General features: G+C 71.9%; 27 protein-coding genes and 1 tRNA gene. 15 read left to right on the top strand and 13 right to left on the bottom strand.

The annotated features are described in order from the left end of the window. Positions 1-58 precede the first annotated feature (58 nt). From NYE39_RS12870 to NYE39_RS12845, 6 genes are all read left to right on the top strand, one after another. On the top strand, positions 59-736 hold the full coding sequence (locus tag NYE39_RS12870) for a uracil-DNA glycosylase (protein ID WP_341012900.1): 678 nt from the start codon (positions 59-61) through the stop codon (positions 734-736). Beyond that, positions 733-1551, top strand: coding sequence for an SGNH/GDSL hydrolase family protein (locus tag NYE39_RS12865; protein WP_341012899.1), 819 nt, complete (start codon positions 733-735; stop codon positions 1549-1551). Before NYE39_RS12870 ends, NYE39_RS12865 begins: the two co-directional genes overlap by 4 nt. A gap of 73 nt (positions 1552-1624) precedes the next feature. Then, entirely contained in the window at positions 1625-2026 is a 402-nt protein-coding gene (locus tag NYE39_RS12860) for a TOBE domain-containing protein (RefSeq protein ID WP_072623587.1), read from the top strand. Further along, positions 2023-2790: a molybdate ABC transporter substrate-binding protein gene (modA, locus tag NYE39_RS12855; RefSeq protein WP_341012898.1), complete on the top strand. Its 768-nt coding sequence runs from the start codon at positions 2023-2025 to the stop codon at positions 2788-2790. The genes NYE39_RS12860 and modA overlap by 4 nt, the downstream gene beginning before the upstream one ends. After that, complete coding sequence (locus tag NYE39_RS12850; RefSeq protein ID WP_192911368.1) at positions 2787-3566, top strand: ABC transporter permease; 780 nt, start codon at positions 2787-2789, stop codon at positions 3564-3566. The genes modA and NYE39_RS12850 overlap by 4 nt, the downstream gene beginning before the upstream one ends. After that, positions 3563-4633 carry a sulfate/molybdate ABC transporter ATP-binding protein gene (locus NYE39_RS12845; protein WP_072623584.1) on the top strand — a complete coding sequence of 357 codons (1071 nt, stop codon included), beginning with the start codon at positions 3563-3565 and terminating at the stop codon, positions 4631-4633. The genes NYE39_RS12850 and NYE39_RS12845 overlap by 4 nt, the downstream gene beginning before the upstream one ends. Here NYE39_RS12845 and NYE39_RS12840 read toward each other — a convergent pair. Together NYE39_RS12840 and NYE39_RS12835 are read right to left on the bottom strand one after the other, a co-directional pair. Further along, on the bottom strand, positions 4626-5753 hold the full coding sequence (locus NYE39_RS12840) for an LCP family protein (RefSeq protein WP_192911367.1): 1128 nt from the start codon (positions 5751-5753) through the stop codon (positions 4626-4628). The two genes, NYE39_RS12845 and NYE39_RS12840, sit on opposite strands and share 8 nt — an antisense overlap. Positions 5754-5771: 18 nt before the next feature. Beyond that, positions 5772-6398 (bottom strand): PepSY domain-containing protein, encoded by a 627-nt coding sequence (locus NYE39_RS12835; protein ID WP_192911366.1) that lies wholly within the window; start codon positions 6396-6398, stop codon positions 5772-5774. Positions 6399-6533: 135 nt separating this feature from the next. Here NYE39_RS12835 and NYE39_RS12830 point away from each other — a divergent pair, with 135 nt between their 5' ends. Continuing rightward, positions 6534-7694 (top strand): acyl-CoA dehydrogenase family protein, encoded by a 1161-nt coding sequence (locus NYE39_RS12830; RefSeq protein ID WP_084451422.1) that lies wholly within the window; start codon positions 6534-6536, stop codon positions 7692-7694. A 13-nt stretch (positions 7695-7707) separates the two neighbouring features. On the opposite strand, the gene NYE39_RS12825 is transcribed toward NYE39_RS12830, so the two are convergent. Next, on the bottom strand, positions 7708-9048 hold the full coding sequence (locus NYE39_RS12825; protein WP_341012897.1) for an MFS transporter: 1341 nt from the start codon (positions 9046-9048) through the stop codon (positions 7708-7710). Positions 9049-9191: 143 nt separating this feature from the next. Here NYE39_RS12825 and NYE39_RS12820 point away from each other — a divergent pair, with 143 nt between their 5' ends. From NYE39_RS12820 to NYE39_RS12810, 3 genes are read left to right on the top strand one after another with little or no spacing between them, the layout of a single operon-like run. Next, positions 9192-10112: a hypothetical protein gene (locus NYE39_RS12820; RefSeq protein WP_192911364.1), complete on the top strand. Its 921-nt coding sequence runs from the start codon at positions 9192-9194 to the stop codon at positions 10110-10112. Continuing rightward, positions 10109-10486 carry a GntR family transcriptional regulator gene (locus NYE39_RS12815; protein WP_192911363.1) on the top strand — a complete coding sequence of 126 codons (378 nt, stop codon included), beginning with the start codon at positions 10109-10111 and terminating at the stop codon, positions 10484-10486. Before NYE39_RS12820 ends, NYE39_RS12815 begins: the two co-directional genes overlap by 4 nt. 20 nt (positions 10487-10506) lie before the next feature. Then, positions 10507-10761 carry a hypothetical protein gene (locus tag NYE39_RS12810; RefSeq protein ID WP_226283374.1) on the top strand — a complete coding sequence of 85 codons (255 nt, stop codon included), beginning with the start codon at positions 10507-10509 and terminating at the stop codon, positions 10759-10761. Between the two features lie 4 nt (positions 10762-10765). On the opposite strand, the gene NYE39_RS12805 is transcribed toward NYE39_RS12810, so the two are convergent. From NYE39_RS12805 to NYE39_RS12795, 3 genes are all read right to left on the bottom strand, one after another. Continuing rightward, positions 10766-11428, bottom strand: a complete 663-nt coding sequence (locus NYE39_RS12805) for a hypothetical protein (protein ID WP_192911362.1) — start codon at positions 11426-11428, stop codon at positions 10766-10768. 74 nt (positions 11429-11502) lie between these two features. After that, positions 11503-12363, bottom strand: coding sequence for a dihydropteroate synthase (gene folP, locus NYE39_RS12800; RefSeq protein ID WP_341012896.1), 861 nt, complete (start codon positions 12361-12363; stop codon positions 11503-11505). After that, on the bottom strand, positions 12360-13316 hold the full coding sequence (locus NYE39_RS12795; RefSeq protein ID WP_341012895.1) for a glucosyl-3-phosphoglycerate synthase: 957 nt from the start codon (positions 13314-13316) through the stop codon (positions 12360-12362). Before NYE39_RS12795 ends, folP begins: the two co-directional genes overlap by 4 nt. A 32-nt stretch (positions 13317-13348) precedes the next feature. Between NYE39_RS12795 and NYE39_RS12790 the strand changes: the two genes are divergently transcribed. After that, entirely contained in the window at positions 13349-13759 is a 411-nt protein-coding gene (locus tag NYE39_RS12790) for a hypothetical protein (protein ID WP_084451433.1), read from the top strand. 469 nt (positions 13760-14228) lie between these two features. On the opposite strand, the gene pyrE is transcribed toward NYE39_RS12790, so the two are convergent. Continuing rightward, the gene (gene pyrE / locus NYE39_RS12785; protein ID WP_072623573.1) at positions 14229-14762 is read right to left on the bottom strand and encodes an orotate phosphoribosyltransferase; all 534 of its coding nucleotides are present in this window, start codon (positions 14760-14762) and stop codon (positions 14229-14231) included. Positions 14763-15166: 404 nt separating this feature from the next. Here pyrE and NYE39_RS12780 point away from each other — a divergent pair, with 404 nt between their 5' ends. The 3 genes from NYE39_RS12780 to istB all read left to right on the top strand — a co-directional run bounded on the left by NYE39_RS12780 (position 15167) and on the right by istB (position 19221). Next, the gene (locus tag NYE39_RS12780) at positions 15167-15658 is read left to right on the top strand and encodes a lactococcin 972 family bacteriocin (RefSeq protein ID WP_083545956.1); all 492 of its coding nucleotides are present in this window, start codon (positions 15167-15169) and stop codon (positions 15656-15658) included. A gap of 1242 nt (positions 15659-16900) precedes the next feature. Then, positions 16901-18448, top strand: coding sequence for an IS21 family transposase (gene istA, locus NYE39_RS12775; RefSeq protein WP_341012641.1), 1548 nt, complete (start codon positions 16901-16903; stop codon positions 18446-18448). Then, a complete protein-coding gene (gene istB / locus NYE39_RS12770; protein ID WP_341011666.1) occupies positions 18445-19221 on the top strand; it encodes an IS21-like element helper ATPase IstB in 777 nt (258 codons plus the stop codon). The genes istA and istB overlap by 4 nt, the downstream gene beginning before the upstream one ends. A gap of 110 nt (positions 19222-19331) precedes the next feature. On the opposite strand, the gene NYE39_RS17315 is transcribed toward istB, so the two are convergent. Continuing rightward, positions 19332-19616, bottom strand: a complete 285-nt coding sequence (locus tag NYE39_RS17315) for a GNAT family N-acetyltransferase (protein ID WP_445667074.1) — start codon at positions 19614-19616, stop codon at positions 19332-19334. Between NYE39_RS17315 and NYE39_RS12765 the strand changes: the two genes are divergently transcribed. Continuing rightward, positions 19564-19941, top strand: coding sequence for a tyrosine-type recombinase/integrase (locus NYE39_RS12765; RefSeq protein WP_083545953.1), 378 nt, complete (start codon positions 19564-19566; stop codon positions 19939-19941). The two genes, NYE39_RS17315 and NYE39_RS12765, sit on opposite strands and share 53 nt — an antisense overlap. A gap of 20 nt (positions 19942-19961) precedes the next feature. Here NYE39_RS12765 and NYE39_RS12760 read toward each other — a convergent pair. From NYE39_RS12760 to NYE39_RS12740, 5 genes are all read right to left on the bottom strand, one after another. Then, positions 19962-20034 (bottom strand) — tRNA-Thr (locus NYE39_RS12760). Positions 20035-20108: 74 nt separating this feature from the next. Then, complete coding sequence (locus NYE39_RS12755) at positions 20109-20834, bottom strand: transglycosylase family protein (protein ID WP_341012894.1); 726 nt, start codon at positions 20832-20834, stop codon at positions 20109-20111. A 254-nt stretch (positions 20835-21088) separates the two neighbouring features. Further along, entirely contained in the window at positions 21089-21883 is a 795-nt protein-coding gene (locus NYE39_RS12750; RefSeq protein WP_072623569.1) for a transglycosylase family protein, read from the bottom strand. Positions 21884-22050: 167 nt separating this feature from the next. Next, a complete protein-coding gene (locus NYE39_RS12745; protein WP_341012893.1) occupies positions 22051-23649 on the bottom strand; it encodes a threonine/serine exporter family protein in 1599 nt (532 codons plus the stop codon). Then, complete coding sequence (locus NYE39_RS12740; protein WP_341012892.1) at positions 23646-25361, bottom strand: serine/threonine-protein kinase; 1716 nt, start codon at positions 25359-25361, stop codon at positions 23646-23648. Before NYE39_RS12740 ends, NYE39_RS12745 begins: the two co-directional genes overlap by 4 nt. Positions 25362-25412 lie beyond the last annotated feature (51 nt).

Here is a 25412-nt window from a genome sequence, read left to right as displayed (position 1 = left end):
GCACCGCGACGATCCCCCCGGCACCCCTGCGCCGGGGGGATCGTCGTACGTTGGGGGCGTGCCCACGCGACCGCTGACCGAGCTCGTCCACCCGTCGTGGGCACAGGCACTGGAGCCGGTGGCACCCGCGATCGCCGCGATGGGCGACGTCCTGCGGGCGGAGCTCGACGCCGGCCACGGCTACCTGCCGGCGGGCGAGCACGTGCTGCGCGCCTTCACCATCCCGCTCGAGCAGGTGCGGGTCCTCGTCGTCGGCCAGGACCCCTACCCGACGCCCGGGCACGCGATCGGTCTGTCCTTCGCCGTCGCACCCGAGGTGCGGCCACTGCCGCGATCGCTGACCAACATCCACCGGGAGCTCGTCGACGACATCAAGATCCCCCAGCCGACCAACGGCGACCTCAGCCCATGGGCGCGGCAGGGTGTCATGCTGCTCAACCGCTGCCTCACGGTCCGGCCGGGCGCACCGGGCAGCCACCACGGCCGCGGCTGGGAGACCGTCACCGACCGGGCGATCGAGGTCCTCGCCTCCCGCGGCGGACCGCTCGTCGCGATCCTCTGGGGCCGTCAGGCCCGCAACCTCGCCCCGGCGCTCGGCGACGTGCCGCGCGTCGAGAGCGCCCACCCCTCTCCCCTGTCGGCCCGCAACGGCTTCTTCGGCTCGCGGCCCTTCAGCCGCACCAACGAGCTGCTCGCCCGCCAGGGCGCCGACCCGATCGACTGGAGCCTGCCGTGACCGACCCGACCGTCCCCGCCGAGCACCCCTGGCGCCGCTACGTCGCAATCGGCGACTCCTTCACAGAGGGCATGGTCGACACCGACCCGCGCCACGAGGGCCGCTTCATCGGCTGGGCCGACCGGCTCGCGGCCGAGCTCGCAGGCCGCACCGGCGGAGAAGAGCTGCACTACGCCAACCTGGCGATCCGCGGCCGCAAGCTCGACGACGTCGTCGGTCGTCAGCTCGACGAGGCGATGACGATGGCCCCCGACCTCGTGTCGATCGTCGGCGGCGGCAACGACATCCTCCGGCCGCGCGTCGACCTCGACGCCATCGCCGCCCGGCTCGAGGAGGCCGTCGCGCGGATCCGGGCGACCGGCGCCGACGTGCTCCTCGCGACCCCGACCGACCCGCGCGGGGCGGGACTCTTCTCCGCCCTGCGCACCCGGCACGCGGTGCACACGGCCAACCTCTACACGATCGCCTCCCGGCACCGGGCGCACGTCCTCGGCCTGTGGGGCATGCAGTCGATGCGCGACCCGCGCATGTGGGGCGAGGACCGCATCCACCCCAGCACCGAGGGGCACCAGCGGCTCACCCAGGCGGCTCTCGCGGCGCTCGGCCTCGGCGCGCGGGAGGGGTGGGACGAGCGGCTGCCCGCTGCGCCGCCGGTCACGGCTGCGCAGCGCCGTGCGGAGCGCGCGCGGTGGGCCGTCTCCTACGCCGGCCCGTGGGTGCAGCGCCGGCTCACCGGCCGCTCCTCCGGCGACTCTGTGACGGCCAAGATCGGGCGACCGACCCCCTTCGGCCCGCAGAACCTGCCCACCGACTGACCCGCGCCCGAAGTCGCATTGCCCTACGGCAATGCGACCACTGTGCTGCATCTGCGGCTGATACGTTCCTCTCATGACGCAGATGCGGGTGTCCGAGGCGGCCGAGCTGCTCGCCGTCTCCCCCGACACCATCCGACGGTGGATCGACGGCGGGCGCCTCACGGCGACGAAGGGAGCGGGGCCCGTCCTCGTCGACGGCGCCGACCTGGCCCGGCTGGCGCAGGAGATCGCCCAGCCACCGGCCATCGGCAGCGTGCGCGACGAGTCCGCCCGCAACCGCATGCGCGGCATCGTCACCGAGGTCCTGCGCGACGGGGTCATGGCGCAGGTGAGCCTGCAGGCCGGCCCCTTCCGCGTCGTCTCGCTCATGTCGCGCGAGGCCGCCGACGAGCTCGGCCTCGAGCCGGGCGTCGTCGCGGTCGCGTCGATCAAGTCGACCAATGTCGTCATCGCCACCCCGGGGAGCCCCGCATGAGCCGTCGCACCCTCACGACCACGACCGTCGCCGCGCTGGCCCTCGCCCTGGCGGCGTGCGGCTCCGACTCCGGCGACGGGTCGGGCGGCGAGGACGGCACGACCACCATCCACGTCGCGGCCGCCGCCTCGCTCACCGAGGCCTTCGAGGAGATCGCCACGGACTTCGAGGCCGAGCACGAGGGCGTCGAGGTCGAGTACCAGTTCGCCGGGTCCTCCGACCTCGCAACGCAGATCGAGGGCGGGGCGCAGATCGACGTCTTCGCCTCGGCCGACGAGGCCAACATGGACAAGGTCGCCGACTCCGTCGAGGACCCGCAGATCTTCGCCACCAACGTGCTGACGATCATCACCGAACCCGGCAACCCGAAGAAGATCAGCGGGCTGGACGACCTCGCCGACCCCGACCTGGCCGTCGTCGTGTGCGCCGAGCAGGTCCCCTGCGGGGCCGCGGCCACGACTCTCACCGAGCAGCAGGGCGTCACGCTCGACCCGGCGAGCGAGGAGTCCAAGGTGACCGACGTGCTGACCAAGGTGAGCAGCGGCGAGGCCGACGCGGGTCTGGTCTACGTCACCGATGCCACCGCCGCGGGCGAGGACGTGGAGACCGTCGAGACCGAGGGCGCCGACGAGGTCGTCAACAGCTACCCGATCGCGACGCTCACCGACGCCGCCGCCGCTGACCTCGCCGAGGACTTCGTCGCCCACGTGACCGGCCCCGAAGGGCAAAAGGTGCTGCAGGACAAGGGCTTCGGCACCCCGTGAGACCACCCGCCTGGCTGTGGGTCCCGGCGGCGGGGGCCGTCCTCGTCGTCGTCGTCCCGCTGCTCGGCCTGCTCACCTCCGTCGACGTCGGGTCGCTCTGGCCGCTGCTGACCTCCGAGGCGTCGCTCGACGCACTCCTGCTGTCGTTGCGCACCGCCGTCGTCTCGACCCTGCTGTGCATCCTGCTCGGTACCCCGCTCGCGATCCTGCTCGCCCGGGGCCGCTGGCCGGGTCGGTCCGTGCTGAGGGCGCTCGTCCTCGTCCCGCTCGTCTTGCCACCGGTCGTCGGCGGTCTGGCCCTGCTGACGACCTTCGGTCGCCGGGGCCTGCTCGGCGAGCACCTCGTCGCCGCGGGCGTGACGATCTCCTACACGACCACCGCGGTCGTCCTCGCACAGACCTTCGTCGCGCTCCCCTTCCTCGTGCTCTCGCTCGAGGGCGCCGTCCGCTGCCTCGACCCACGCCAGGAGCAGGCCGCGGCGACCCTGGGTGCGAGCCCGTGGCGCCGCCTGACGCGGGTCACCCTCCCGCTCGTCGGACCGGGGCTGCTGTCGGGCTCGGTGCTGGCCTTCGCCCGGGCGCTCGGCGAGTTCGGCGCCACGCTGACCTTCGCCGGGTCCGCGCAGGGCCGCACCCGCACGCTGCCGCTCGAAATCTACCTCCAGCGGGAGGTCGACCAGGACGCCGCCATCGCCCTCTCGCTCGTCCTCGTCGTGCTCGCGACGCTCATCGTCGGTGGCGTCTACGCCCGGACGACGAAGGGAGGACCGGCGTGAGTCTGCAGGTCACCGCCCGCTGGGCCCAGCGCGGGCTCGACGTCGACCTCACCCTGCCGGCGGGGCGGCACGCGCTGGCCGGGCCCAACGGCGCCGGCAAGTCCTCGCTGCTGTCGGTCATCGCCGGGCTGGCCCCGGCCGACAGGAGCCGGATCGTCCTCGGCGGCCGCAGCCTCGACGGCGTGCCGCCGCACCGTCGCCGGGTCGTGCTGATGAGCCAGGCGGCGCAGCTCTTCCCCCACCTTGGCGTGCGGGACAACGTCGCCTTCGGCCCCCGCAGCCTCGGTCACGGTCGACGAGCGGCCCGGGCGCTCGCCGACCACTGGCTCGAGGTCGTGGGCATGAGCGCCTTCGCCGACCGGCGACCCGGTGGGCTCTCCGGCGGCCAGGCCGCCCGGGTCGCCCTCGCCCGGGCCCTGGCTGCGGAGCCGGCGGCGCTGCTGCTCGACGAGCCGCTGGCCGCCCTCGACGTCGAGGCGACACCGCAGATGCGGGCGGTCCTGTCCGACGTGACCCACGAGCGCGACGACCTCGTCGTCGTGCTGGCCACCCACGACGTCCTCGACGTGCTCACGGTCTGCGACGGCGCCGACGACACCCTCACGGTCCTCGGCGAGCAGGTCGAGCACGGCCCGGTGCGCGCCGTGCTCGACCGACCGCGCAGCGGGTTCACCGCAGACCTGGCCGGGGTCAACCTCGTGCGCGCACGGGCGGGCTCCGGGTCCGGGGCGCAGGCCCGCGACGACACCGGGGCGCGCACGGTGGTCGCCACCGGCCCGCACGACGTGACCGGCGACTGCTGGGTGACCTTCGCCCCCGACGCGGTCTCCCTGCACCGCGACCGGCCCGAGGGCTCCCCGCGCAATGTCTGGCCGGGTCGGGTCTCCCGGGTCGAGGCCCACGCGGGCCGGGTGCGCGTGGGGCTGGAGTCCCCCTTCGTCATGAGCGCCGAGATCACGCCCGCCGCGCTGACCGAGGTGCCCCTGCGGCCGGGCGCGAGCGTGTGGGTCTCGGTCAAGGCGACGCAGGTGCGGGTGCACCCGGCGCACGCCGGGGCGCTCAGCTGAGCCGGCCGTCGCGGAAGTCGCGGAAGGCCCGGCGGGAGTCCTCGTCCAGACGCACGATCGACTGCCCGGACTGCATGCCCGTCGGGCCCTGGGCCACCGCCGTGCCGACCCGGGTGGGATCGACCCGGAAGAAGGCCGCGGAGACGAGGAGCATGTCCTGCGCCGACAGGTTGCTGCTCGCGTGCTCGTCGATGACGGTGAGCGCCTCGGGGATCGAGCCCGGCCCGCGCAGCCGCGCCTGGATCGCCGCGGAGGCCAGGAGCAGGCCCTGGTTACGGGAGCGGTCGAAGTCGCCACCCGGCAGTGACTTGCGCTCACGGGACCAGGCGAGCGCCTCGCGGCCGTCGAGGTGGTTGTAGCCCTTCTTCACCTGGCCGCCGGACAGGTGCGAGTCCATCGCCTCGGGCGCGATGAAGTTCAGCCCACCGAGCTCGTCGACGATCGCCTCGAAGCCCTCGAAGCCGGTGACGACGTAGCCGTCGACGTCGATGCCGCTGATGCTGCTCACGGACTCGGTCTGCCCGCTCGGCCCGGCGAAGACCATCGAGGAGTTGAGCTTGCCCTGTCCGTGCCCGGGGATCGGGACCCACAGGTCGCGGGCGAAGCCCATGAGGCCCGCGCCGCCCGTGCCGTCGACCCCGAGGAGCTGGATCGCGTCGGCGCGTGAGCGCTCGACGTCCTGGCCGGGGCGCGCGTCGGAGCCGATGACCAGGACGTGCCTGGCCCCACCGAGGTCGGCCTTGCCGCGGGTCCCGCCGAGGCTCGGCCACCACCCGCCGACGACCTTCCAGCCCTGGCGGCCCTTGGGCTGGACGGCGAGGGTGACGTCGTCGCCGGCGGTGACGACGGCGACCTTCGAGCCGCGCCAGGTGCCGAGCGAGGCCTTGCCGCGCAGGGTCGCCGAGCCGTACTTCTTCGCCACGGCGGAGGTGAGCGCCGCGGGCGCGCCGGTGACCTCGGCCGCGGGTGCGGCTGCGCTGCTGGAGGTCGGGGTGGGGGTGGAGCTCGACGAGGTCGCAGGGTCCGACGAGGGGGTCGGCGACTCCTCGGCGGAGCAGGCCGCGACCGCCAGCGCGAGGGCGGTGGCGGTCGCGGCGGTACGGGCGAAGGGAGGTCTCACCCCTCCACCGTAGGCCGGTCAGCTGTCGTCGTCGTTGTCGTCGTCCTGCTCGACGGTCGCCTTGCCCGAGGTGACGTCGACGCGGACCTCGACCTCGTTGCGGTCGGCGGTGTCGACGGTGACCTGCCAGAAGTGCTGGCCATCCTCCTTCTCGAGCTCGGCGTCGTCGAGAGAGCCGTCGGCCTCCTCGAGGGCGGCCTCGATCGCCTCGACGAGGGTGATCTTCGCGGCGGCCAGGCCGGCGCGGTCGTCGTCGTCGAGGTCGTCGTCGGCGTCCTCGACCCGGGCCGTGCCGTCGGCGGCGACCTGGACCTCGGAGGAGGTCTTCCCCTTCGCCACGTCGACCTCCCAGGTCTCGTCGTCGTCCTGGTCGTCGATCTCGTAGGCGGTGCCGTCGGCCTCCTGCTCGGCCGCCTCGATCGCCGCGTGCCACGTGTCGGACCCCGAGCTGCTCGCCGGGGCGGTCTCGCTCGTGGCGTCGTCGGAGGAGGTCTGGTCGGCAGAGGTCTCGTCGGAGGTCTGCGCGGCGCTCGACGTCGTCGTGGCGTCGTCACCCGGGGCGGGGTCGGACTCGCCACAGGCGGAGACACCCACGGCGAGTGCCGCGGTCAGGGCGATCAGGGCGGGGCGGCCGATGTTCTTCATGTCGTCCACCATCCCCTGCACCGAGCCCGGGGACCAGCCCGAAGGGCGATTCTGAAGGATCTCTCACGGACCCCTCACCTCCCCCTCATCCACGCGGCCGACCACCTCCCCGATGCACCTCCTAGAGTGGCCCGCATGGCAGCAACGAGGCTCATGCCCACGGACATCGGTGACGATCTCATCGAGCTCACCCGGGCGATCTGCGACAAGACCTTGCGACCCCAGGTGGACGACGTCGAGGCGCGCGCGGCCACCGAGGAGGTCTTCCCGCGGGAGGTCTTCCGCACCCTCGGGCGGGCGGGGCTGCTCTCGCTGCCCTATCCCGAGGAGCTCGGCGGTGGCGGCCAGCCCTACGAGGTCTACCTGCAGGTCGTCGAGGAGATCGCCTCCGCCTGGGCGGCCGTCGCGGTCGGCGTCTCGGTGCACTCGCTGACGGCCTATGCCGTCCACACCTACGGGACCCCCGAGCAGCAGGCAGCGCTCCTGCCCGACATGCTCTCGGGCGAGACCCTCGGCGCCTACGCCCTCTCCGAACCGCTCGCCGGCTCCGACATCGGCGCGATGACCACCCGGGCGACCCCGGACGGCGACGACTGGCGCATCCGGGGCCGCAAGGCCTGGATCTCGCACGCCGGTCACGCCGACTACTACACGACCTTCGCCCGCACGAGCGACGACGGGGGCCGCGGCGTCAGCTGCTTCGTCGTCCCGGCCGACGCCGAGGGCCTGTCCTTCGGCACCCCCGAGCGCAAGATGGGCCTGCACGGCGACACCGTGCGCGAGGTGATCTTCGAGGACGTGCCGGTGGCCGGCGACCGGCAGGTCGGCGACCTCGGGCGCGGGGTGCCCATGGCGCTCGCCGGGCTGGACGCCGGCCGCCTGGGCATCGCCGCCGTGGCGACCGGCCTGGGCCAGGCGGCCCTCGACGTCGCGGCCCGCTACGCGAGCGAGCGCGAGCAGTTCGGCCGGACGATCGCGAGCAACCAGGGCCTGGCCTTCCTCCTCGCCGACATGGAGGCCGCGGTGACGAGTGCCCGCGCGACCTACCTGCACGCAGCCCGGCTGCGCGACGCGGGGCGGGCCTTCGGCAAGGAGGCGGCGGTGGCCAAGCTCGTCGCGACCGACGCGGCGATGCGGGTGACCACCGAGGCGATCCAGGTGCTCGGTGGCGCCGGCTTCACCCAGGACTTCCCCGTCGAGCGCTACTTCCGCGAGGCCAAGGTGACCCAGATCTTCGAGGGGACCAACCAGATCCAGCGGCTGGTCATCTCGCGCCAGCTGCTCGCCGGGCTCTGACCCCCTTCGCCTGTCACTCCTCGTGGTCCCGGGAGATGCCGGGCAGGAGGGCCTCACCCCGACGCAACGCGTCCATGGCGCCCGGGCTCTGCGCGACGCGGTCGAGGCTGCGCCGACGGTAGCGCCAGATCATCCAGGCGCCGAAGCCCCAGAGGAGGAACTGGACGCTCATGGCGATGCGGAAGTCGTCAAGGGTGTAGGTCGACGGGCCGCCGGGGGCCAGCCGGTCGAGGACGAGGCCGATGAGGGCCATCGTCACGAGCGAGGCGACGAAGCCACCCATGTTGACCACGCCGGAGGCCCGACCCAGCCGGTCGCTGCGGTGGAAGGTGCGGGCCAGGTCGAAGGCGATCATCGACCCGGGGCCGCCCACCGCGGTGACGGCGACGAGGACGACGAGCAGCCACAGCGGCGCCCGGCCCGGCAGCGCGAGGACGACCGCCCACACCAGGGCGATCGCCCCGACGACGCCGAGCGCGACCACCGAGCGGTAGTAGGGGTTGCGGCCGGTCCAGCGCCCGATCGTCGGACCGGCGACGAGCGCGACGAAGGTCATCAGGGTGAGCAGCGTCGAGGCCGTGGTCGGTGACAGCCCCTGCCCCGAGACGAGGAAGGGGTAGCCCCACAGCAGCGCGAAGACCGTGGGCGCGAACTGCGAGGTGAAGTGCACCGACAGCCCGAGCCGGGTGCCGGGGTCGCGCCAGACCTCGGTGAGGCTGTGCCGCAGGGCGCGCAGCTTGATCCGCTCGACCTCGCCGCGCTCGTAGGGCGAGTCCTTGATGACCGCGAAGGCACCGAGGAGCAGGATGACGCCGAGCGAGGCGGCCAGCGCATAGGTGCGGGTCCAGCCCATGCCGTGCAGGGCGGCGCTCAGGGGGACGGCCGCGGCGACGGCGCCCATCTGGCCGATCATGCCGGTGATCTGGGTGATGACCGGCGCCTGCCGCACGAGGAACCACACGGCGACCAGCCGCAGGACGGCGGTGAAGACCATCGCGTCGCCGGCACCGACCAGGGCCCGGGCCCCCAGGCCCATGGCGAAGCTGTCGGCGACGGCGAACCACAGCTGCCCGACGGTCATGCAGACCAGGCCGCTGATGATCAGCGCACGCGAGCCGAAGCGGTCGAGCGCCACCCCGACCGGCACCTGCATCGCCGCGTAGACCGCGAGCTGGAGCACGGTGAAGGTCGCGAGCTGGCTGGCGTTGATGTCGAAGCGGTCGGCCGCGAGCAGCCCCGCGACCCCGAGAGAGGTGCGGTGGAAGACTGCGAGGACGTAGACGGCGAGGCCGGCGCCCCAGATGGCGTAGGCGCGACGCCGCCCGATGTCGTGCAGCTGTCGGGTCCCGGTCACTGGATAGATGGTACGAATCCGTGCGCCGTGCAGGCAATTGCGTCCACGGACCGAGGTGCGACAACTTGTCGCACGCACTTGACACAAGGCGAAGGGAGGAGGACCGTCGTTTTGTCGCACTCATCTGATACAAGGAGCTCGCCATGGCCATCGCGCTCGTCCTCCCCTTCGTCCTCGTGGCGGTGCTCGCGGCGCTCGTCGGGTGGCTGCTCACCCGCTCGCGCGCCCCGCTCACGGCACCGGAGCACGCGGCCGTGGTGCACGCGCACCGCCGCTCGACCCGATGGTTCGTCTGGGCCGTCGCCGTCGCGCTGGTCGTGACGGTCGCGCTCTTCGCCCTCGCCGGCGTCTCGCTGGGGCGGGTCGCCGCCCTCGCTCCGGCGGTCGGCGGCATGACCCTGCTCCTGGTCATGTGCATCGGCGAGCTGCGCAGCCCGCGGCAGACGACGCTCACGCGCACCGCGGTGGCCCGACCCCGACGGGTGCGCGACCTCATCGGCGCCGGCCCCCTCGCCCTCGCGACGATCTCGGTCGCCGCGCTCACCACGACCCTCGTCGTCGGCACGGCCATGGGCTCGGCCGACGACCTCGGCCGGGCCGGGCGCGCGCTGACGACGGTGTGCGGGGACGTCACGACGGTCCGCGGCCCGTGGCCCGGGAGCTACTACGCCATCCCGATCGCCGCCGCCCTCCTCGTGGGTCTGGTGGCCGCCGCTGTCACCTGCCGCACGATCGCCGCCCGTCCCGCCCAAGGGGCCGAGGAGGCCGACGTCGACGACGCCGTGCGACGGTGGTCGACGCGGTCGGTGCTGCTCACCCTCGCGCTCGTGTGCTGGGCGACTCTCGTCCCGCTGCTGCTGCTCATGACGGTTGCGCACTCCGGCGGCAGCTGCACGACCCCCTCGACGCGAGCCCTCCAGCTCACCTTCGGCGCGGGTTCGCTCGTGTCGGTGGTGGCTGCGATCGGGACCTTCGCCGCGCTGTGCACCGGGCCGCGCCTGCGGCCGGGGCAGGCGCCGCCACCCGGCAGCTCCGACCATTCGCCCGTGGGGGTGCCGCTGTGAGCGACGTCGTGACGATCGACCTCGTCGACCCGACTCCCCCCTTCGAGCAGGTGCGCCGCCAGCTGACCCTGCTCATCGAGACCGGCCAGCTCGTCACCGGCGAGCGCCTGCCGTCCGTGCGCCAGCTCGCCGGTGACCTCGGTCTGGCGACCGGCACCGTCGCGCGCGCCTACCGCGAGCTCGAGGCCGCGGGGCTCGTCGTTACCCGGCGCGGGGGCGGCACCCGGGTCGCTGACCGACCAAGCTCGGCGAGCGCGGCCGTGACGTCGCTGCTCGAGGAAGCCGCCCGCGAGTACCTCGCCCGGGCCAAGGCCCTGGGCGCCGGACCCGACCGCGCCATCCAGGTCGTCGAGATCGTCTCGCGCCGCCACTGACCGCACCACCGGGGATACCCATGGACCGCATCGCCACCGCATCGGCCGACTTCGCCGTCGACCGCGCCACCCGCGAGGACGTCGCCGACATCGCGACGCTGCGGCGCGACGAGCAGGGCACGCCGGTCGGCACGCTGCAGCTGACCTTCGTGCCCGGCCTGGGCCGCGGCGGTGCGATGCGGATGACGAGCGACAAGCGGCGCCCCGAGCCGCACCGCTTCTACGAGCGGCTCGGCTACGTTGCGACGCACGAGGGCTTCACGCCCGAGGTATGACGCCTCAGGCCCAGCGGGCGAGCAGGTACTGCACGCCGAAGGGGGACTCCTCGGCGACGAGCTCCCCGGCCAGACCGTCGGTCGCGGCGGCGAGGACCTGCAGGGCGGCCCGACCGCGCATCCACAGCCGGTCGCACGTCGCGGGGTCGAGGGCGGCCAGGGCGGTGGTGTCGGCGGCGGCGAGCGCACGCGCCAGCCCCTCGGCGAAGGGAGCCGCGTCCGGCTGGAGATGGCCCGGCGCCTTGTCGGTGAGCGTCGCCGGGCCGTCGGCGACGACGACCAGCACGGCTGGCGGGCCGGTCGCCAGCTCGCGGCCGAGCGCCGCGCACTCCTGCGACGACGCGTCGGCGGCGACCGACTGCAGGAGGATCTCGCCCCCTCCAGAGGGGGCGAGCTGGCGTCCGATCTCGAGGTCGGTCGGCAGCGCCCCGTCGGGCACGCGGCCGGTGGTGAAGCGGGCTGCGCCCGAGGGCGCGTCGCCGGGCCACACGCGGGTGGTCGCACCCGAGCCGACGACGACGAGACGGTCGGCCCCCTTCGCCCCCGTCGTGGCGGCGACGAGTGCGGCAGCCCGCTCGCGCAGGTCCGCCAGCGGGTCCGCGGTGCCGCCGATGCCGGGCAGCAGCGCCGGGGCGGCCGGTACGACGACGGCGGCGGCGAGGCTCATGCTGGTCGACCGCGATGGGTCCGTCCCTGCGGGCACGGCTCGTTCCTCGCTCGTGCCCTCGCTCCGCACCCCGCTCACGCGAGCCCCCGGATCGTGCGGGCCGGCGCGCGCTCGCCGCGCAGGGTGGCGACCATGTCGAGCACCTGGCGGGTCTCTCTGACCTCGTGGACGCGGTAGATCCGCGCGCCGAGCCACGCGGAAACGGCAGTCGTCGCGAGCGTGCCGATCAGGCGCTCGTCGACGGGGCGGTCGAGGGTCTCCCCGACGAAGTCCTTGTTGGACAGCGACACCAGCACGGGCCAGCCGGTCTCGACCATCTCGTCGAGGCGCCGAGTGACCTCGAGGGTGTGGTGGGTGTTCTTGCCGAAGTCGTGCGCCGGGTCGATGACGACCGACTCACGGGCGACGCCGGCCGCGACCGCCCGCTCGGCGTAGCCGAGGACCCCATCGATGACGTCGGCGACGACGTCCCGCTCGAAGCCGGTGCGGAAGGGCCGGGTGCGGGGCTCGACCCCGCCGGTGTGCGTGCAGATGATCGCGGCGTCGTCGGCGGCGGCGACGTCGACGAGGCCGGGGTCGGCTCCACCCCAGGCGTCGTTGAGCACGTCCGCGCCTGCGGCACAGACGGCTTCGCCCACCTCGGCCCGCCACGTGTCGACCGAGATCACCAGCTGCGGGTGGGCATCGCGGACGCGGGCGACGAGCCCGGCGACCCGGTCGATCTCTTCGGCGACGTCGACGTCACCCCCGGGCGCGGCCTTGACCCCGCCGATGTCGACGATGTCGGCGCCCTGCTCCACGACGAGGTCGACGCGCTCCATCGCCTTGTCCTCGGCGAAGGTCGCGCCCTTGTCGTAGAAGGAGTCGGGCGTGCGGTTGACGATCGCCATGACGAGCATTGCGTCGTCGGCGAAGGAGCGGCGGCCGAGTCTCATCGTGCTCCTGCGGGGTAGCCGGGCTGGGTGATCGCCGGTGGCCGCTGGCGAAGGGGGACAGGCCGGGTCCGCCAGCCGCCCTCCCGGGTGAACTGCTCGAGCGTCTCGCTCGCGACGGCGACGTCGACCGGCTCGCCGTGGCGGCGGGCGTGGACGACGGCGAGCAGCTCGGCGGCCATGACGGCGAGGTCGTGGTCGCGCTGGTGCCGGTGGGCGCGGGCGCCGAGGTCGACCTGGGCGATCGCGTCGAGACCGTGGCGGGTGTGGGTGTCGAGGAGGGAGGCGATCTCGACGCCGTAACCGGTCGGCACTGTCAGCGACTCCATGAGCGAGCGGCGGGCCGCCCACTCCCCTGCCAGGGGCTGGACGACGCCGGTGAGCTCGGGCCACCACAGGTCGAGGGCCGGGCGGGCGACGAGCTCGGTGACGCGGCCGCCCTCGGTGCTTGGGGCGCGGCCGGGCACGTCCATGACGCGGTCGTACCAGCCCTTGACGAGCAGGGTGCCCGGGTCGGCGGTCATGGCACCGACGAGCCCGGTGACGAAGTGCGGTCCCCACTCGGTGAGGTCGGCATCGACGAAGACGAGCAGGTCGGCGGTGGTGACGAAGAGCGACTTCCACAACGCCTCGCCCTTGCCCGGGTGGGAGCCGAGGTGCGGCGCGATGTCGGCGGCGCGGTGCACGGTCGCCCCGGCGTCGGCGGCGACGCGCGGGGTGTCGTCGGTCGAGTCGGAGTCGATGACGACGAGCTCGTGGACGAGCGGCTGGGTCTCGACGAGCTCGCGGCGTAGGCCGGCCACCACATCGCCGACCGTAGCGGCCTCGTTGCGGGCCGGGACGACGACGGCGACGGACTCCCCCTTCGCCTCGAGGCGGGTGACGAGGTCGGCGGCGTCGAAGTCCGTGTGGACGTGGCTGCGCGCCGACAGCCACTCACGGGTCGACGGGCGCATGCGGCTCATCGTATGCAGGCATCATGGAGCCCATGCGACGACTCCTGGCGATCCTGCTGCTGCCGCTGCTGCTGACCGCCTGCTCCGACCCCGGGTCCGCTCTGTCCCGCGCCGAGAGCACCGGCGTGCTCAACGTCGGCGTCGTCGACAACCCCCCGCGCACCGTCCCGACCGACGGCGGCGACGTCACCGGCCCGGCCGCCGACCTCATCGGCGACTACGCGGACTCCATCGGGGCGCACCCGAGCTGGCAGGTCGGCGAGCTCGAGGCGCTCGCTGCCGCCGTCGAGCGCGGCGAGGTCGACGTGATCATCGGTGCCGACGGCGAGGCGAAGGGAGTCACCCCCACCTCCTCGTCCGGAGACGCCGGCGCGGTCCTCGTGGGTGAGCAGGAGACCCCGCTCAAGGAGTCGATCGACGCCTGGCTGGCCCAGCGCGACTGACGCCTACGGCGCGTCACGCGGCAGTTCGCCCAGTCACGCCATCGGAACCGCCGAATTTCCGGGCCTTGTGCCCGAGTCACACCATGAACTGCCGCGCGACATGCCACCGCAGCTGGTGCACGTGGAGCTGGCGAAGGGACTCGAACCCTCAACCACCTGTTTCCCTGCGGTGGTCCTCGGATGGGTTCTGCTGGGACTCGGATTCCCTGTGTTTCCAACGGTGTTCGCGTGCATGCATGGAGCCGTCTCGGACTGGATCGGTCCTTCTCTGGACCAAAGAGGAGGCGTAAGTGGAGGGCTGGCCGGATCTAGCCACGGACCCTGTAGCGGAGCAGAGGAGCCTGCCGGAGTGGCCGGGTCAAGGGTGGACGGAGTCCATCACGGAGTGACGCGGAGCGCCCTTGATGCGGTCCGGAGGTGGGCGGAGAGTGAAGCGGAGGGTCGGAGGCGTGAAGGTGACTTGGTCCCTCTACGCGTGCGCTCGGTCCAGGTCGGCTCGGGTCAACAGGTAGCGCGTGGTCAAGTCGACGTCGGACAGCGCGTCGCCGGGATTGGGGCTGCGGTCAATCGCGCAGACGACGGCCTCGACCGTCGCGCCCGCCTCGCGCAGGGCAAGGGTGGCGTCTCGGACCGCACCACCGGTGGTGATGATGTCCTCGACGAGGGTCACGCGGCGTCCGTCGACATCTGCACCCTCGGCCAGCCGCTTGGTTCCGTACTCCTTGGCCTTCTTCCGGACGAAGAGTGCGGGCGTGGCGGTGAGGCTGCTGAGCATCGTGGCGAGAGGGATGCCGCCGAGCTCCAGGCCGCCAAGAAGGTCTGTGTCTTCGGGAATCAGCGGGACCATGCTCTCGGCGACTCGCCGAAGGAGGTGCGGGTCGGATTCGAAGAGGTACTTGTCGAAGTACTCGGTGGCGACCTGACCACTACGAAGCGTGAAGGTGCCCGTCAGTCGGCAGGCCCGGTCAATGTCACGGGCAAGTTCGCTGAGGAGGTCGGCCACGAGGGCAGTTTCCCATAGGTCTTGCTCAGCAGAGTTGGCGTCTGACTTCCCACTCGGACGCCGTTTCTGTGCCGTGCGGGCTCGGCCCGCCGGCTCGCGCCGAAGGCGCGCTTGAGTCAGTGGAGAAACTTCTCACCGGGCCGCGGTGAGCCTCAGTGGCCCTCGGGTGGCAGCGCGACGAAGAGTCAAGGCCTGTGGACGGTCGGTACCTCAGTTCGCGCAAAGCCGGCCAACTCCGGGATGCAGCACGCGCATCCGAGCGCAGCAGTGGGTGTGCGGTTCGCCCAGCGCGCCCGAGCACGGTTCGTCGAGAGGTTTCTCGTGATCTGGCCTAGTGTTCGCAACATCAGGACTCCGCGCCCGGCGCGGGCCGCGGGGTCACCGCACAAGAGGGGGGTTTGAACATGAATCGAAAGTCCGCCGCATCCCTGATCGCGACGCTGACCATGGCACTCGGGACCCTGGCCCTGCCCGGCGCAGCCGTCGCGGAGTCACCTCGGAAGGCTAGCGATCCGCAGAGTCACCATGTGGGCGCTGACGTCGAGACAACTGGATCGATCAAGGTCATCGATAGCGGGGAGACCGCTACCGGCGGCTATGTCACCTTCACTGGCGAAGGAACGGTCACCGTTGACGGCAAGCAATCTTCCCCCTTTGCGCCTGCTGCAACGGTGCGCGTGGGTGGCGGAGAGTGGCGCTACGGAACCACCGTAAACGCTGGAGGTCAAAAGACTTGCTTCTCCAAGTACTACCACTGGTACAACCGCCACAGCGCCACTGCCTCGATGGACGGCTACACCGACACCGTGACCCAAGGCGCTAAGGGCTGGGCCGAGGCCTACGTTATCCGCTGGACCAGCAACACCTGCAAGGTGTACTGGAGCAACTCGGCCTGACCTGGTTTGAGTATGAACGAGTTGGGTTGATGACGCGTCATGCACAGCGTCATCAACCCAACCTCTTGTTCGACCCGAGGAGATCTGATCTACCGTGCGACGGATCCACTGGTACTTGCTTGGAGGCGGGCTACTTCTAGGTCTGGTCAACGTGACCGCAAACTACGGGCTCTTCCCCGGGGCCGTTTACATCTCCAAGCTTGTCGGGAATAGCTGGGGGTGGCTCGCGGCTTCCTTCCTCGCAGCCTGGGGGGGAGCGTCTTGGCCTTCGGCCACCAAGCGCAGTTTATTCACGCTGTTGCCAGCCATAGCGGCGTACTACCTATTCGACTACATTCTCGCTGAACAGGTAACCGGAACTGGAAGTTCCAAGTCTCCCGCCATCGTCATTTTCTGGACCATCGCGGCTCTGGTCGTCTCCGCGGCGATTGGTGGGTTGACACGTCTAGTCAGAAGACGCACGTGGATATCCGTTCCCGCCGCCGCCGCCCTTCCCGCGTTCGTCTCCTACGGCGCTTTCGATGCATACGGCTTTCTTTCTCAAGACCCTTGGATGGATCCTGAGCTCTTGCAGGTGACGCGGATTCTGTGGCCCGTGGCCGCGGGTGTCGCTTTCGCCGTCGCAGTCATACGCATCGTTGCTCTCACGTCGCGCACCGCGGCTCACCGGCCGGGCGAACACGCCTCCGGGGCAGCGCGCCTCGATTGCGACCTAAGCAAATAGGCCGACCCATGTCGATTCGGCAAGCTAGGCGATGTGCTGGGCGTAGCCGGGGGAGTTCTTTGTCAGACTTGTAATTGGCGTGTCATGCGACGTATTGATCCCCTCCTGATTCTTGGCACGTCTCCCCGTTGCGCCGCCAGCAGTCTGCGAGTCACCATTCACTGCCACCGCCCGCTGAGGGTCCACGAAGGGCCACAGCAGAATAGGACCTCGATCCGTGTCGATGGGTGGTTTCACCGATCGTCTCCCACCCACGATCTTCGTACAGTCGCAGGGCCGCCCGATCTTTTGCTAAAACTTCTAGGATTGGGATCAGGCTCAAGTGTCGGCGGCCACGAGAAACTGCCCGGAGACGGCCACGAAACTACCCGGTGGCGGACATGAGAACTGCCCGCTGACGGTCATGGGATCTGCCCGACACGACGTCGTCTGCCTCGCCGTGCTGCGTGGTTGAGGCCCCTTCCTCGGGTGCGATGAGCGGTGCTGAAGCGCCCGATCGCTCCCGAGGAAGGGATGAGTTGAAGTCTGCCGAGGAGATCATGAGAATTCTGGATGCCTACGACCTGACTGGGTCGTTGCGTGATGCCGGGGAGCTGGCCGGCTGCTCGCACCACACGGTGAAGCACTACGTCGAGCGGCGTGCCGCTGGCGGCGAGCTGGACCGGGCCGCGCAGCGGCCGCAGGTGATCGATGAGTACCTCGCGAAGGTCGAGGAGTGGGTCGAACGCTCGAAGGGCAAGGTCCGCGCCGATGTGGCCCACGAGAAGCTGCTTGCGATGGGCTACAAGGGTTCGGAGCGCACCACCCGCCGGGCGGTCGCGAAGGTCAAGGCGTCCTACCGGGCCGGGCGGGTGCGGGTGCACCGGCCGTGGGTCACCGAGCCGGGGATGTGGCTGCAGTACGACTATGGCGACGGTCCGGTCGTCGACGGCGCGAAGACCGTGCTGTTCGTCGCCTGGCTGGCGTGGTCGCGGTTCCGGGTGGTGATCGCGCTGCGCGACAAGACGATGCCGAGCGTGTTCGCCGCGCTGGACCAGACGTTCCGGCGACTGGGTGGGGTGCCGACCTACGTGTTGACCGACAACGAGAAGACCGTCACGGTCGAGCACATCGCCGGGATCCCGGTCCGCAACGCCCAGCTCGTCAGCTTCGCCGAGCACTACTCGGTGGTCGTGCACACCTGTGTCCCGGCGGATCCGGCGTCCAAGGGCGGCACCGAGTCGTCGGTGAAGATCAGCAAGGCCGACCTGGTCCCCAAGGACACCAACCTGCTCGTCGAGTACGCGACGTTCGCTGAGCTCGAGGCCGCCTGCGAGGCGTTCTGTCAGAAGGTCAACGCCCGCCCGCACCGGCTCACCAAGCGGCCACCGGTCGAGATGCTCGCCGAGGAAGCCACCCGGCTGCACCCGGTCCCCGCGGTGCCGCACACGGTCGCGTTCGGCACCACCCGGCAGGTGCCGACCAACACCCCGATGGTGACCTTCGAGTCCGGCCAGTACTCGGTCCCCCACGTCCACGACGACCAGTCCCTACTGGGCGCCACGGTGTGGGTCCGCACCCAAGGAGTCGGGGTCGACGAGCAGGTCGTGATCGTCCACGTCGGCGCCGATGGTCCGGTCGAGGTCGCCCGCCACGCCCGGGCCACCCCGGGCACGCCGAAGATCAACGACGAGCACTTCCCGCCCCAGCCCGAGGGACCGCTGGACCGTCGGCCGCGGGCGAAGAACGCTGCTGAGTCGGAGTTCCTCGACCTGGGCGAGGGCGCGAGGTTGTGGCTGGTCGAGGCCGCCGCCGCGGGCACGCCGCGGATGCGGGTCAAGATGGCCGAGGCACTTGCCCTGGCCAAGCTGTTCGACCCCGTCGAGGTCGACTGGGCACTGGGCCATGCCGCGGTCCATGGCCGGTTCGCCGAGGCCGACCTGTCCTCGATCCTGGACCACCACGCCCGCCAACCCGGCGCCGGTGAGCACCGGGCCAGCGAGGACTCCTCGCTGACCCAGGGCACCAGCGCCTGGGCACGGCTCGGCCAGCAGTCCGCTACGGACACCGACGAGGTGATCGCATGAAGACCACGACCACCGCGCCGCCACTGCCAGCCGACCTGGAAGACCTGCTGCGCAGGCTGCGGCTGCCGCACATCCGCCGCCACGCCCCGGAAGTCGTCGCGACCGCGAAGGCCCAACGCTGGGAACCGGCCGAGGTCCTCAAGGCGCTGTTCGCAGAGGAGGTCGCCGGCCGGGAACGCTCCGCACTCGCCACGAGGCGTGCAGCGGCGGGGTTCCCGACCGGGAAGACCTTCGACGCATGGCAGCCCGACGCGTCCTCGATCCCGGCGCCCACCCAGCAGGCACTGCGGACCCTGGAATGGGTCCACCGACGAGAGAACCTTGTCGTCTGTGGGCCGTCGGGGACCGGGAAGACGTTCCTGCTCGAGGCGCTCGGCCAACAAGCCGTCGAGACCGGTCTGAAAGTCGCCTGGTTCACCCTGGAAGACCTCGGCGTCCTACTGCGCCGACACCGCGCGGACGACACGGTGTCGAAGGCGATCGCCCGCGTCCTGCGCGCCGACCTGGTCATCGTTGATGACATCGGGCTGCTGCCGGTTGCCGCCGACGCCGCCGAGGGCCTCTACCGGCTCGTCGACGCCGCCTACGAGAAGCGCTCGGTCGCGATCAGCTCGAACCTGCACCCGTCCGGATTCGACGAACTCATGCCCAAGACGCTGGCCACCGCCACCGTCGACAGGCTGCTGCACCACGCCCACGTCTGCCAGACCAGCGGCGACTCCGTGCGCCTCACCCAAGCACTGGCTGGCCAAGGGGTGAGCCCGTTGAGCTGAGCACCCTGGTCGGTGGTGGCCGCAGCCCCCATGGGCAGATCCCATGGCCACCACCGGGCAGTTCTCGTGGCCGTCAGCGGGCAGGTTTCATGTCCGCCACTGGGCAGTTCTCACTGGCCCTTGACACTCAAGTCGCTCGCAGCAACCGCGACGGTTCTCATCAGTTCACCGCCAACGCCGCGACCCCTTGCCGCTGGCAGCACGAAGAGACGAGCCACGACGGCCGAACGCTCGACGGGCATGCCTCTTTGAGCCATGATCTCGACGGCGTCCTCGCGGTCCCCTGGGCGCGTGAGCGCCACATGCCCTACGGGGTGCCCGTCAATACGCGACACCCACTGACTGCGGCGGCGCGCTGAGGTCGGGGTCGGGCCGGAGGAGCCGGTCTTCGGCACGGTCGACGGTGGCTTCCGGGAGCCGCGCTCGGTCAGCCGGTGGCTCTACGAGGTGCGGCTCGACAGCGACCTGGAGTGGGTGACCTCGCACGCCTGGCGCAAGACGACGGCGAGCATCCTCGACGGGTCGGGGGTCACGGCGCGGATCATCGCGGACCAGCTCGGCCACTCGCGGGTGTCGATGACGCAGGACGTCTATCTGGGCCGTGGGGAGCATGATCCTCGGGTGCTGGCGCCGCTCGAAGCGGCGGACCCGCAACCCCCTTCGCCGGGCCAAAGTGGAGGCGAAAGTGGAGGCTTCGGCCTTCCGGAGGGTGGGGAGTGAGGTGTTTCCCTTGATTTCAGAGCTGGCGAAGGGACTCGAACCCTCAACCACCTGTTTACAAGACAGGTGCGCTACCAATTGCGCCACGCCAGCGGGCCCGGACGACGAAGACCGGGACCGCGGCATCGTAGCCCGCGGTCCCGGTCCTCACCGAGCCGGTCGTGCGCTCAGAGCACGTTGTTGTTCAGCCAGGTCTGCAGGCGGGAGGTCGTCTGCGGCCCCCACTTGCCGTCGACGTCGGCGCCGACCTTGCGCTGCAGCGCCCGCGTTGTCATCGGGCCGATGACGCCGTCCTGCGCGGTGCCGACGCGGGCCTGGAGGGCGCGCTTGTCACCGGCGTCGAGGTAGCCGTTCATCGGGCGGCCGCCCCACTTCTCGATGCCGGCGTTGGTCCGCGGACCCTGGACGCCGTCGACGACGAGCTTGCCGCCGGTCGAGGTCACCGGCGGGCGCGTGGTGTCGCGCGACGGGCGGGTGCCACCGGAGTAGGGGTCGACGGCCAGACCGTTGGCGACGGTCAGGCCGGCGCGCTGGGAGCACACGGGCCAGGCGCCGGGGCCCTGGACCTTGAGCACCTCCTGGGCGATCTCGATCTGCTGCGCCTTGCTCGCGCGATTGGCGGTGTAGGCGTACTTCTGCCCACCGAAGCCCTTCCAGGTCTGGAAGGAGAACTGCAGGCCGCCGTAGTAGCCGTTGCCGGTGTTGATGCTCCAGTTGCCGGTCGACTCGCAGGCCGCGACGCGGTCCCAGACCGTGTCGGATGCGCCGGCGTTGGAGGCGACGACCAGACCACCGGCCACGATCGCGCCGGCGGCGACGGCGCCCCCGGCCACGCGCAGACGTCGGCCGCGGCGACCGACGCGCTGGTCGGGAAAGTCGTTGGTGCTGAACATGAAGGTCCCTCTCCTGGGCTGAGCGCGGCAGGGGTCCCCGCGCAGGTCCGAGAGAGACGCTAAGGACACTCCAGTCACACAAACAACACCTGCCACGTAAATACAGACCTGTAACTTCAGGCCCTCGGCCACCATTCGTCACCACCCTGAGCGCCCCGTCCGGGCACGACGAAGGGGAGAGGAGACCAGTGGTCTCCCCTCCCCTTCGCGGAGGTGATCGGGCCGATCAGGTCAGCCCGTCAGCCGCGTCTCGCTCAGCGACCGTTGAGGTAGGTCTGCAGCGCGGACGTGGTCTTGGGACCCCAGACGCCGTCCTGCGTGGCGCCGACGACCGACTGCAGCGCAGCGGTGGTCTTCGGGCCGATGACGCCGTCCTGAGCCGTGCCGACCTTGGCCTGGAGGGCCTGGACGTCGGTGGAGCTCAGGGTGCCGTCCTGCGCGACGCCGACCCACTTCTCGATGGCGGCGTTGGTCTTGGGGCCACGGACGCCGTCGACGACGAGGCTGCCGGAGGTGGCCTCACCGCGAACCTCCGAGCGGGAGGTCTGCGTCGGTGCCTGCTGCTGCGTCGGGGCCTGCTGCTGCGTGGGGGCCTGGGTCGTGGTGCCCGAGCTGTCGCCACCGGAGGTGGACGCCACGGCGGCACCGCCGTTGGCCTTGGTCAGGCCGGCCTTCTGCGAGCAGACGGGCCACGCGCCGGGACCCTGCACCTGCAGGACCTTCTGCGCGATCTCGATCTGCTGGGCCTTGGTGGCCTGGTGCGCGTTGGCCGCGTACTTGCCGCCGCCGAAGCCGTTCCAGGTCTGGTTCGTGAACTGCAGACCGCCGTAGAAGCCGTTGCCGGTGTTGATCGACCAGTTGCCACCGCTCTCGCACTGGGCGAGGGCGTCCCACACGGAGGACGAGGAGGCGGCCGGGGCGGCGGAGGCGCCCTGCGCGGTCGCGATGGTGCCCACGGTGGCGGTCGCGCCGGCCACGGCGACACCGGCGATGCGGCGGCGAGCGGGCGACGACTGCTTCGTCTGGGCGTGCTTGGGGGAGTAGAACATGGGGGTGTGGTTCCTTCCACGGAGTTCAGGGGGCTTCGTGGTCGAAGCTGCCAGGAGGTCTGGCGTCATTCGCGGACGGCGGGAACGTTACCTTCCCGTGACCAAATGAGTCAAACACGTGACCTGAATTGGTCAGGACCGGGTCAGCTCGTGCGCTATCGGGCGGGTCAGACGATGTCCCAGCCCTCGTCGGCCCGGGCCGTGCTCTCGGACTCGACGGCGGCCTTGCGTCGCTGCGCCACCGGGGCGTCGAAGGGGGCGGCCAGCCGGTCGCCGAGGGTGGTCCCGGTGGCGATCGCCATGATCACGCCGAGCGCCCCGAGGACGCTGAAGAGACCCTGCACGGTGTCGGACCCGTCGGCCATCGTCGAGGGACCGGTCATGTGGTACAGACCGACGAAGATGCCCAGTCCGGGGAAGAGACCGAAGGTCGCCGGCACGGCCACCGTGAGGGCGGGTGCGTCCATGCGCAGTGCGATGAAGCGGGCCATGAAGCCGATGAGCGCCGCCGCGACTCCGGTGGCGGTCACCCGCCCTACACCGGCCTGGGTGAGCAGGGCCGCGACGGCCACACCCATCGTGCACAGCAGGGCCGCCGGCAGGAGCATGCGCCGACTGCCCTGGAGCGTGATCGCCCCGGCGAAGCCGATGAGCACGGCGCCGACGATGACGACCGGCAGCGTGGCCGAGGCCCAGGCGAGTTTGTCGATCGGCGGCGGCTCGAGCCCGAAGTCGAGCACCCCACCGAGCTCGAGACTCATGCCCAGGCCGCCGGCGACCCCCACGATGAGGCCGAAGGTGTGCAGCATGACCGCGAAGATCCGCGCCGACCCGGTGACCGGGAAGCCCGACAGCACGTCCTCCATCGCCGAGATGAGCGTGCGTGAGGGCAGCAGTGCGACGATGCCGCCGGCCACGATGAAGGCGAAGTCGGACGGTGAGATCGGCAGGATCGAGTAGGTGCCGAGGACATAGGCGACGAAGGCGACGAGCGTCGCCACGGCACCGCCGATCGCCCCGAGGTAGAAGTCGGGCAGGTTGAGCCGGTCGATGAGCGTGGCGAGACCGATCGTCAGACAGGCCGAGAGCAGCGCCACGAGCACCGCGAAGTCGCTCGCCCCGAGGATGAGGGCGACGCCGGCCGCCACTCCGCCCTCGGCGAGGGTGACGAACCAGCGCGACCACATGCGCGGTGTGCGGCTGATCTCCCGCAGCCGGGAGTCGGCCTGCTCGAGGTCGATGTCGCCGGAGACGAGGTCGTCGACGAGGGCGTGCACCATCGCCAGCCGGGCGAAGTCCAGGCGCGGCTGACGCACGACACGCAGCCGGCTGATCGTCTGCCCCGACGGCGTGCGGCACTGCATGTGCATCGACTGCATCGTCAGGTCGACATCGAGGTCCTCGAGCCCGGCCGCCACGCCGACGGCGATCGTCGCGGACTCGACACCGCTGGCCGACGACCCCGAGCGCAGCATGATCTCGGCGACCCGCAGGGCGAGGTCCATCGCGTGCGCGGCCGCCTGCTCCTCGGCGACGGCGCGGGTGACGCGGGGGTCGCGGTAGGGGGTGCCGCGCAGCGAACCGCGCAGCGGGATCGTCTCGGTCGGCTGCTCGCCGCGCAGGCTCGGGCGACGGCGCGGCTTGGGCTGGGGCCACTGCGGAATCGAGCCGGTCGTCGGGTCGACGGCCTCGGGTTGGGCTCCCGGCCGCCGCCGCGGTCGCGGACGGGGTCGCGGTGGGGGCGGAGGGGGTGGGGTGCTCGTCATCGCGCGGGCAGCTGCTCCGGGCCGGGCAGGGGCGAGCTGACGCCGGGCCACCACGAGACCTCGAGGGCACCGACGGCCAGGGCGCCGAGCACACCCACGGCGAAGACGACGAGCACCGCGGTGAGCACGACCCGCGCGGCCGGGACGCCGGTCACGCCGCGGACGAGGCTGCGGCTGCCGCGCCGCAGGCCGGGGCCGCCGGGGCCCCACCAGGCGACGAGGAGGGCGAGCAGCGACCCGACCGCGAGCGGCACGGGCGCGGCGAGCCGCACGCCGAGGCCGTCGACCGCCGACTGGGCGAGTGCCGCCGCGAGCAGGCCGGCAGCGCCGACGGCGATCGGCAGGAGGGCGGCGACGATCGTCTTGAGGCCGGCGGTGAGCAGGTGCCACGGCGAGGCCATCGCGGCGACGACCCCGTCGCTGCGGCGCCGGCCGGACTGGTGACGCCGGCGCACCGTCGAGGTCATCGAGGTGTCGACGGTGCGGGCGAGCCACGACCAGAGCACGGCCAGGCCGAGGCCGACGAAGGGGACGGCCGTCGCCAGGGCCACGGCGGCGGCGAGAAGCGCCGCGAGGACCTCGCTGCGGCGCGGCTTGCCGATGCGGGGGTCGCCGGGGCGGTCACCGGGCATCCCGGCAGGGGCGGTGCCCGGCCACGGGGTGTGACCGCTCTGCGCGACGGGCGCCGGCGTCGGGGTCGGCGCGGGAGCCGGCCGCGGGTCGGTCCAGTCGCCGCTGCCCCAGGGCGCCGGCGGCTCGGCGCGCCGGACGGGGGCCGGCGCGGCTGCCACCGGCGGCAGGGTGCGCGTCGCGTCGGCCTGCAGCGCACGGGTGCGCTGCGGCAGCACGTCGGTCACCGGGCGCCCGCGGGACCAGGCCTCGAGCGCCATGAGCACCTCGTCGGCGTCGGGCCGCAGCTGCGGGTCGGGAGTGAGCGCCGCGTAGAGCAGCGGCGCGAGCTCAGGGTCGACGTCGCGCAGGTCGGCGTCGCCGCGGCACACCCGGGCGAGCACGGCCTCCATGCCACCCCGGCCGAAGGGGGAGCGCCCGGTCGCCGCGAAGACGAGCGTCGCCGCCCAGCCCCACCAGTCGGTGGCCGGCGTGACGTCGCCGCCCTCGACGAGCTCGGGCGAGAGGTAGCCGGGGGTGCCCATGACGAGGCCGGTCATGGTCATGCGTGAGGTGTCGGCGACGTGGGCGATGCCGAAGTCGATGACGACCGGGTCGCCGTCGAGGATGAGGACATTGCCCGGCTTGAGGTCGCGGTGGATCACCCCGACCTCGTGGATCGAGCGCAGTGCCTCGGCCAGACCCCGGGCCAGACGCAACAGCGACTCGGCGTCGAGCGGGCCCTGCTCGCGGACGAGCTGCTCGAGGCTCGGGCCGGGCACGTAGCGGGTGACGATGTAGGGCTGGTCGGCCTCGAGGTCGGCGTCGAAGACGGGGGCGATCCGCTGCGAGCGCACCCGCGCGAGCGTGTCGACCTCACGGGCCAGACGCGCCCGGGCGTCGTCGTCGTGGGCGACGTGGGTCCGCAGCACCTTGACCGCGACGGCGCGGCCGCGGGCGTCGAGTGCGAGGTGGACGATGCCCATGCCGCCCTGGCCGAGCTGCTGGAGCACGCGGTAGGGACCGATGGTGTCGAAGTCCGCGACGCTGACGTCTCCGCGCTCGTCCGGGGCGGGGTCGTCCCCGAGGAGCTGTGTCGTCATGGGATCAGGGTAGAAGGCCCTCCTTGGGAGATGTCGGAGCACCTCCTGTGT

It is taken from the genome of Janibacter sp. FSL W8-0316, from assembly GCF_038004165.1.
GTDB lineage: Bacteria > Actinomycetota > Actinomycetes > Actinomycetales > Dermatophilaceae > Janibacter > Janibacter indicus.
The sequence above is the reverse complement of the archived record's forward strand: the minus strand, read 5'-3'. Positions and strand labels throughout refer to the sequence as shown.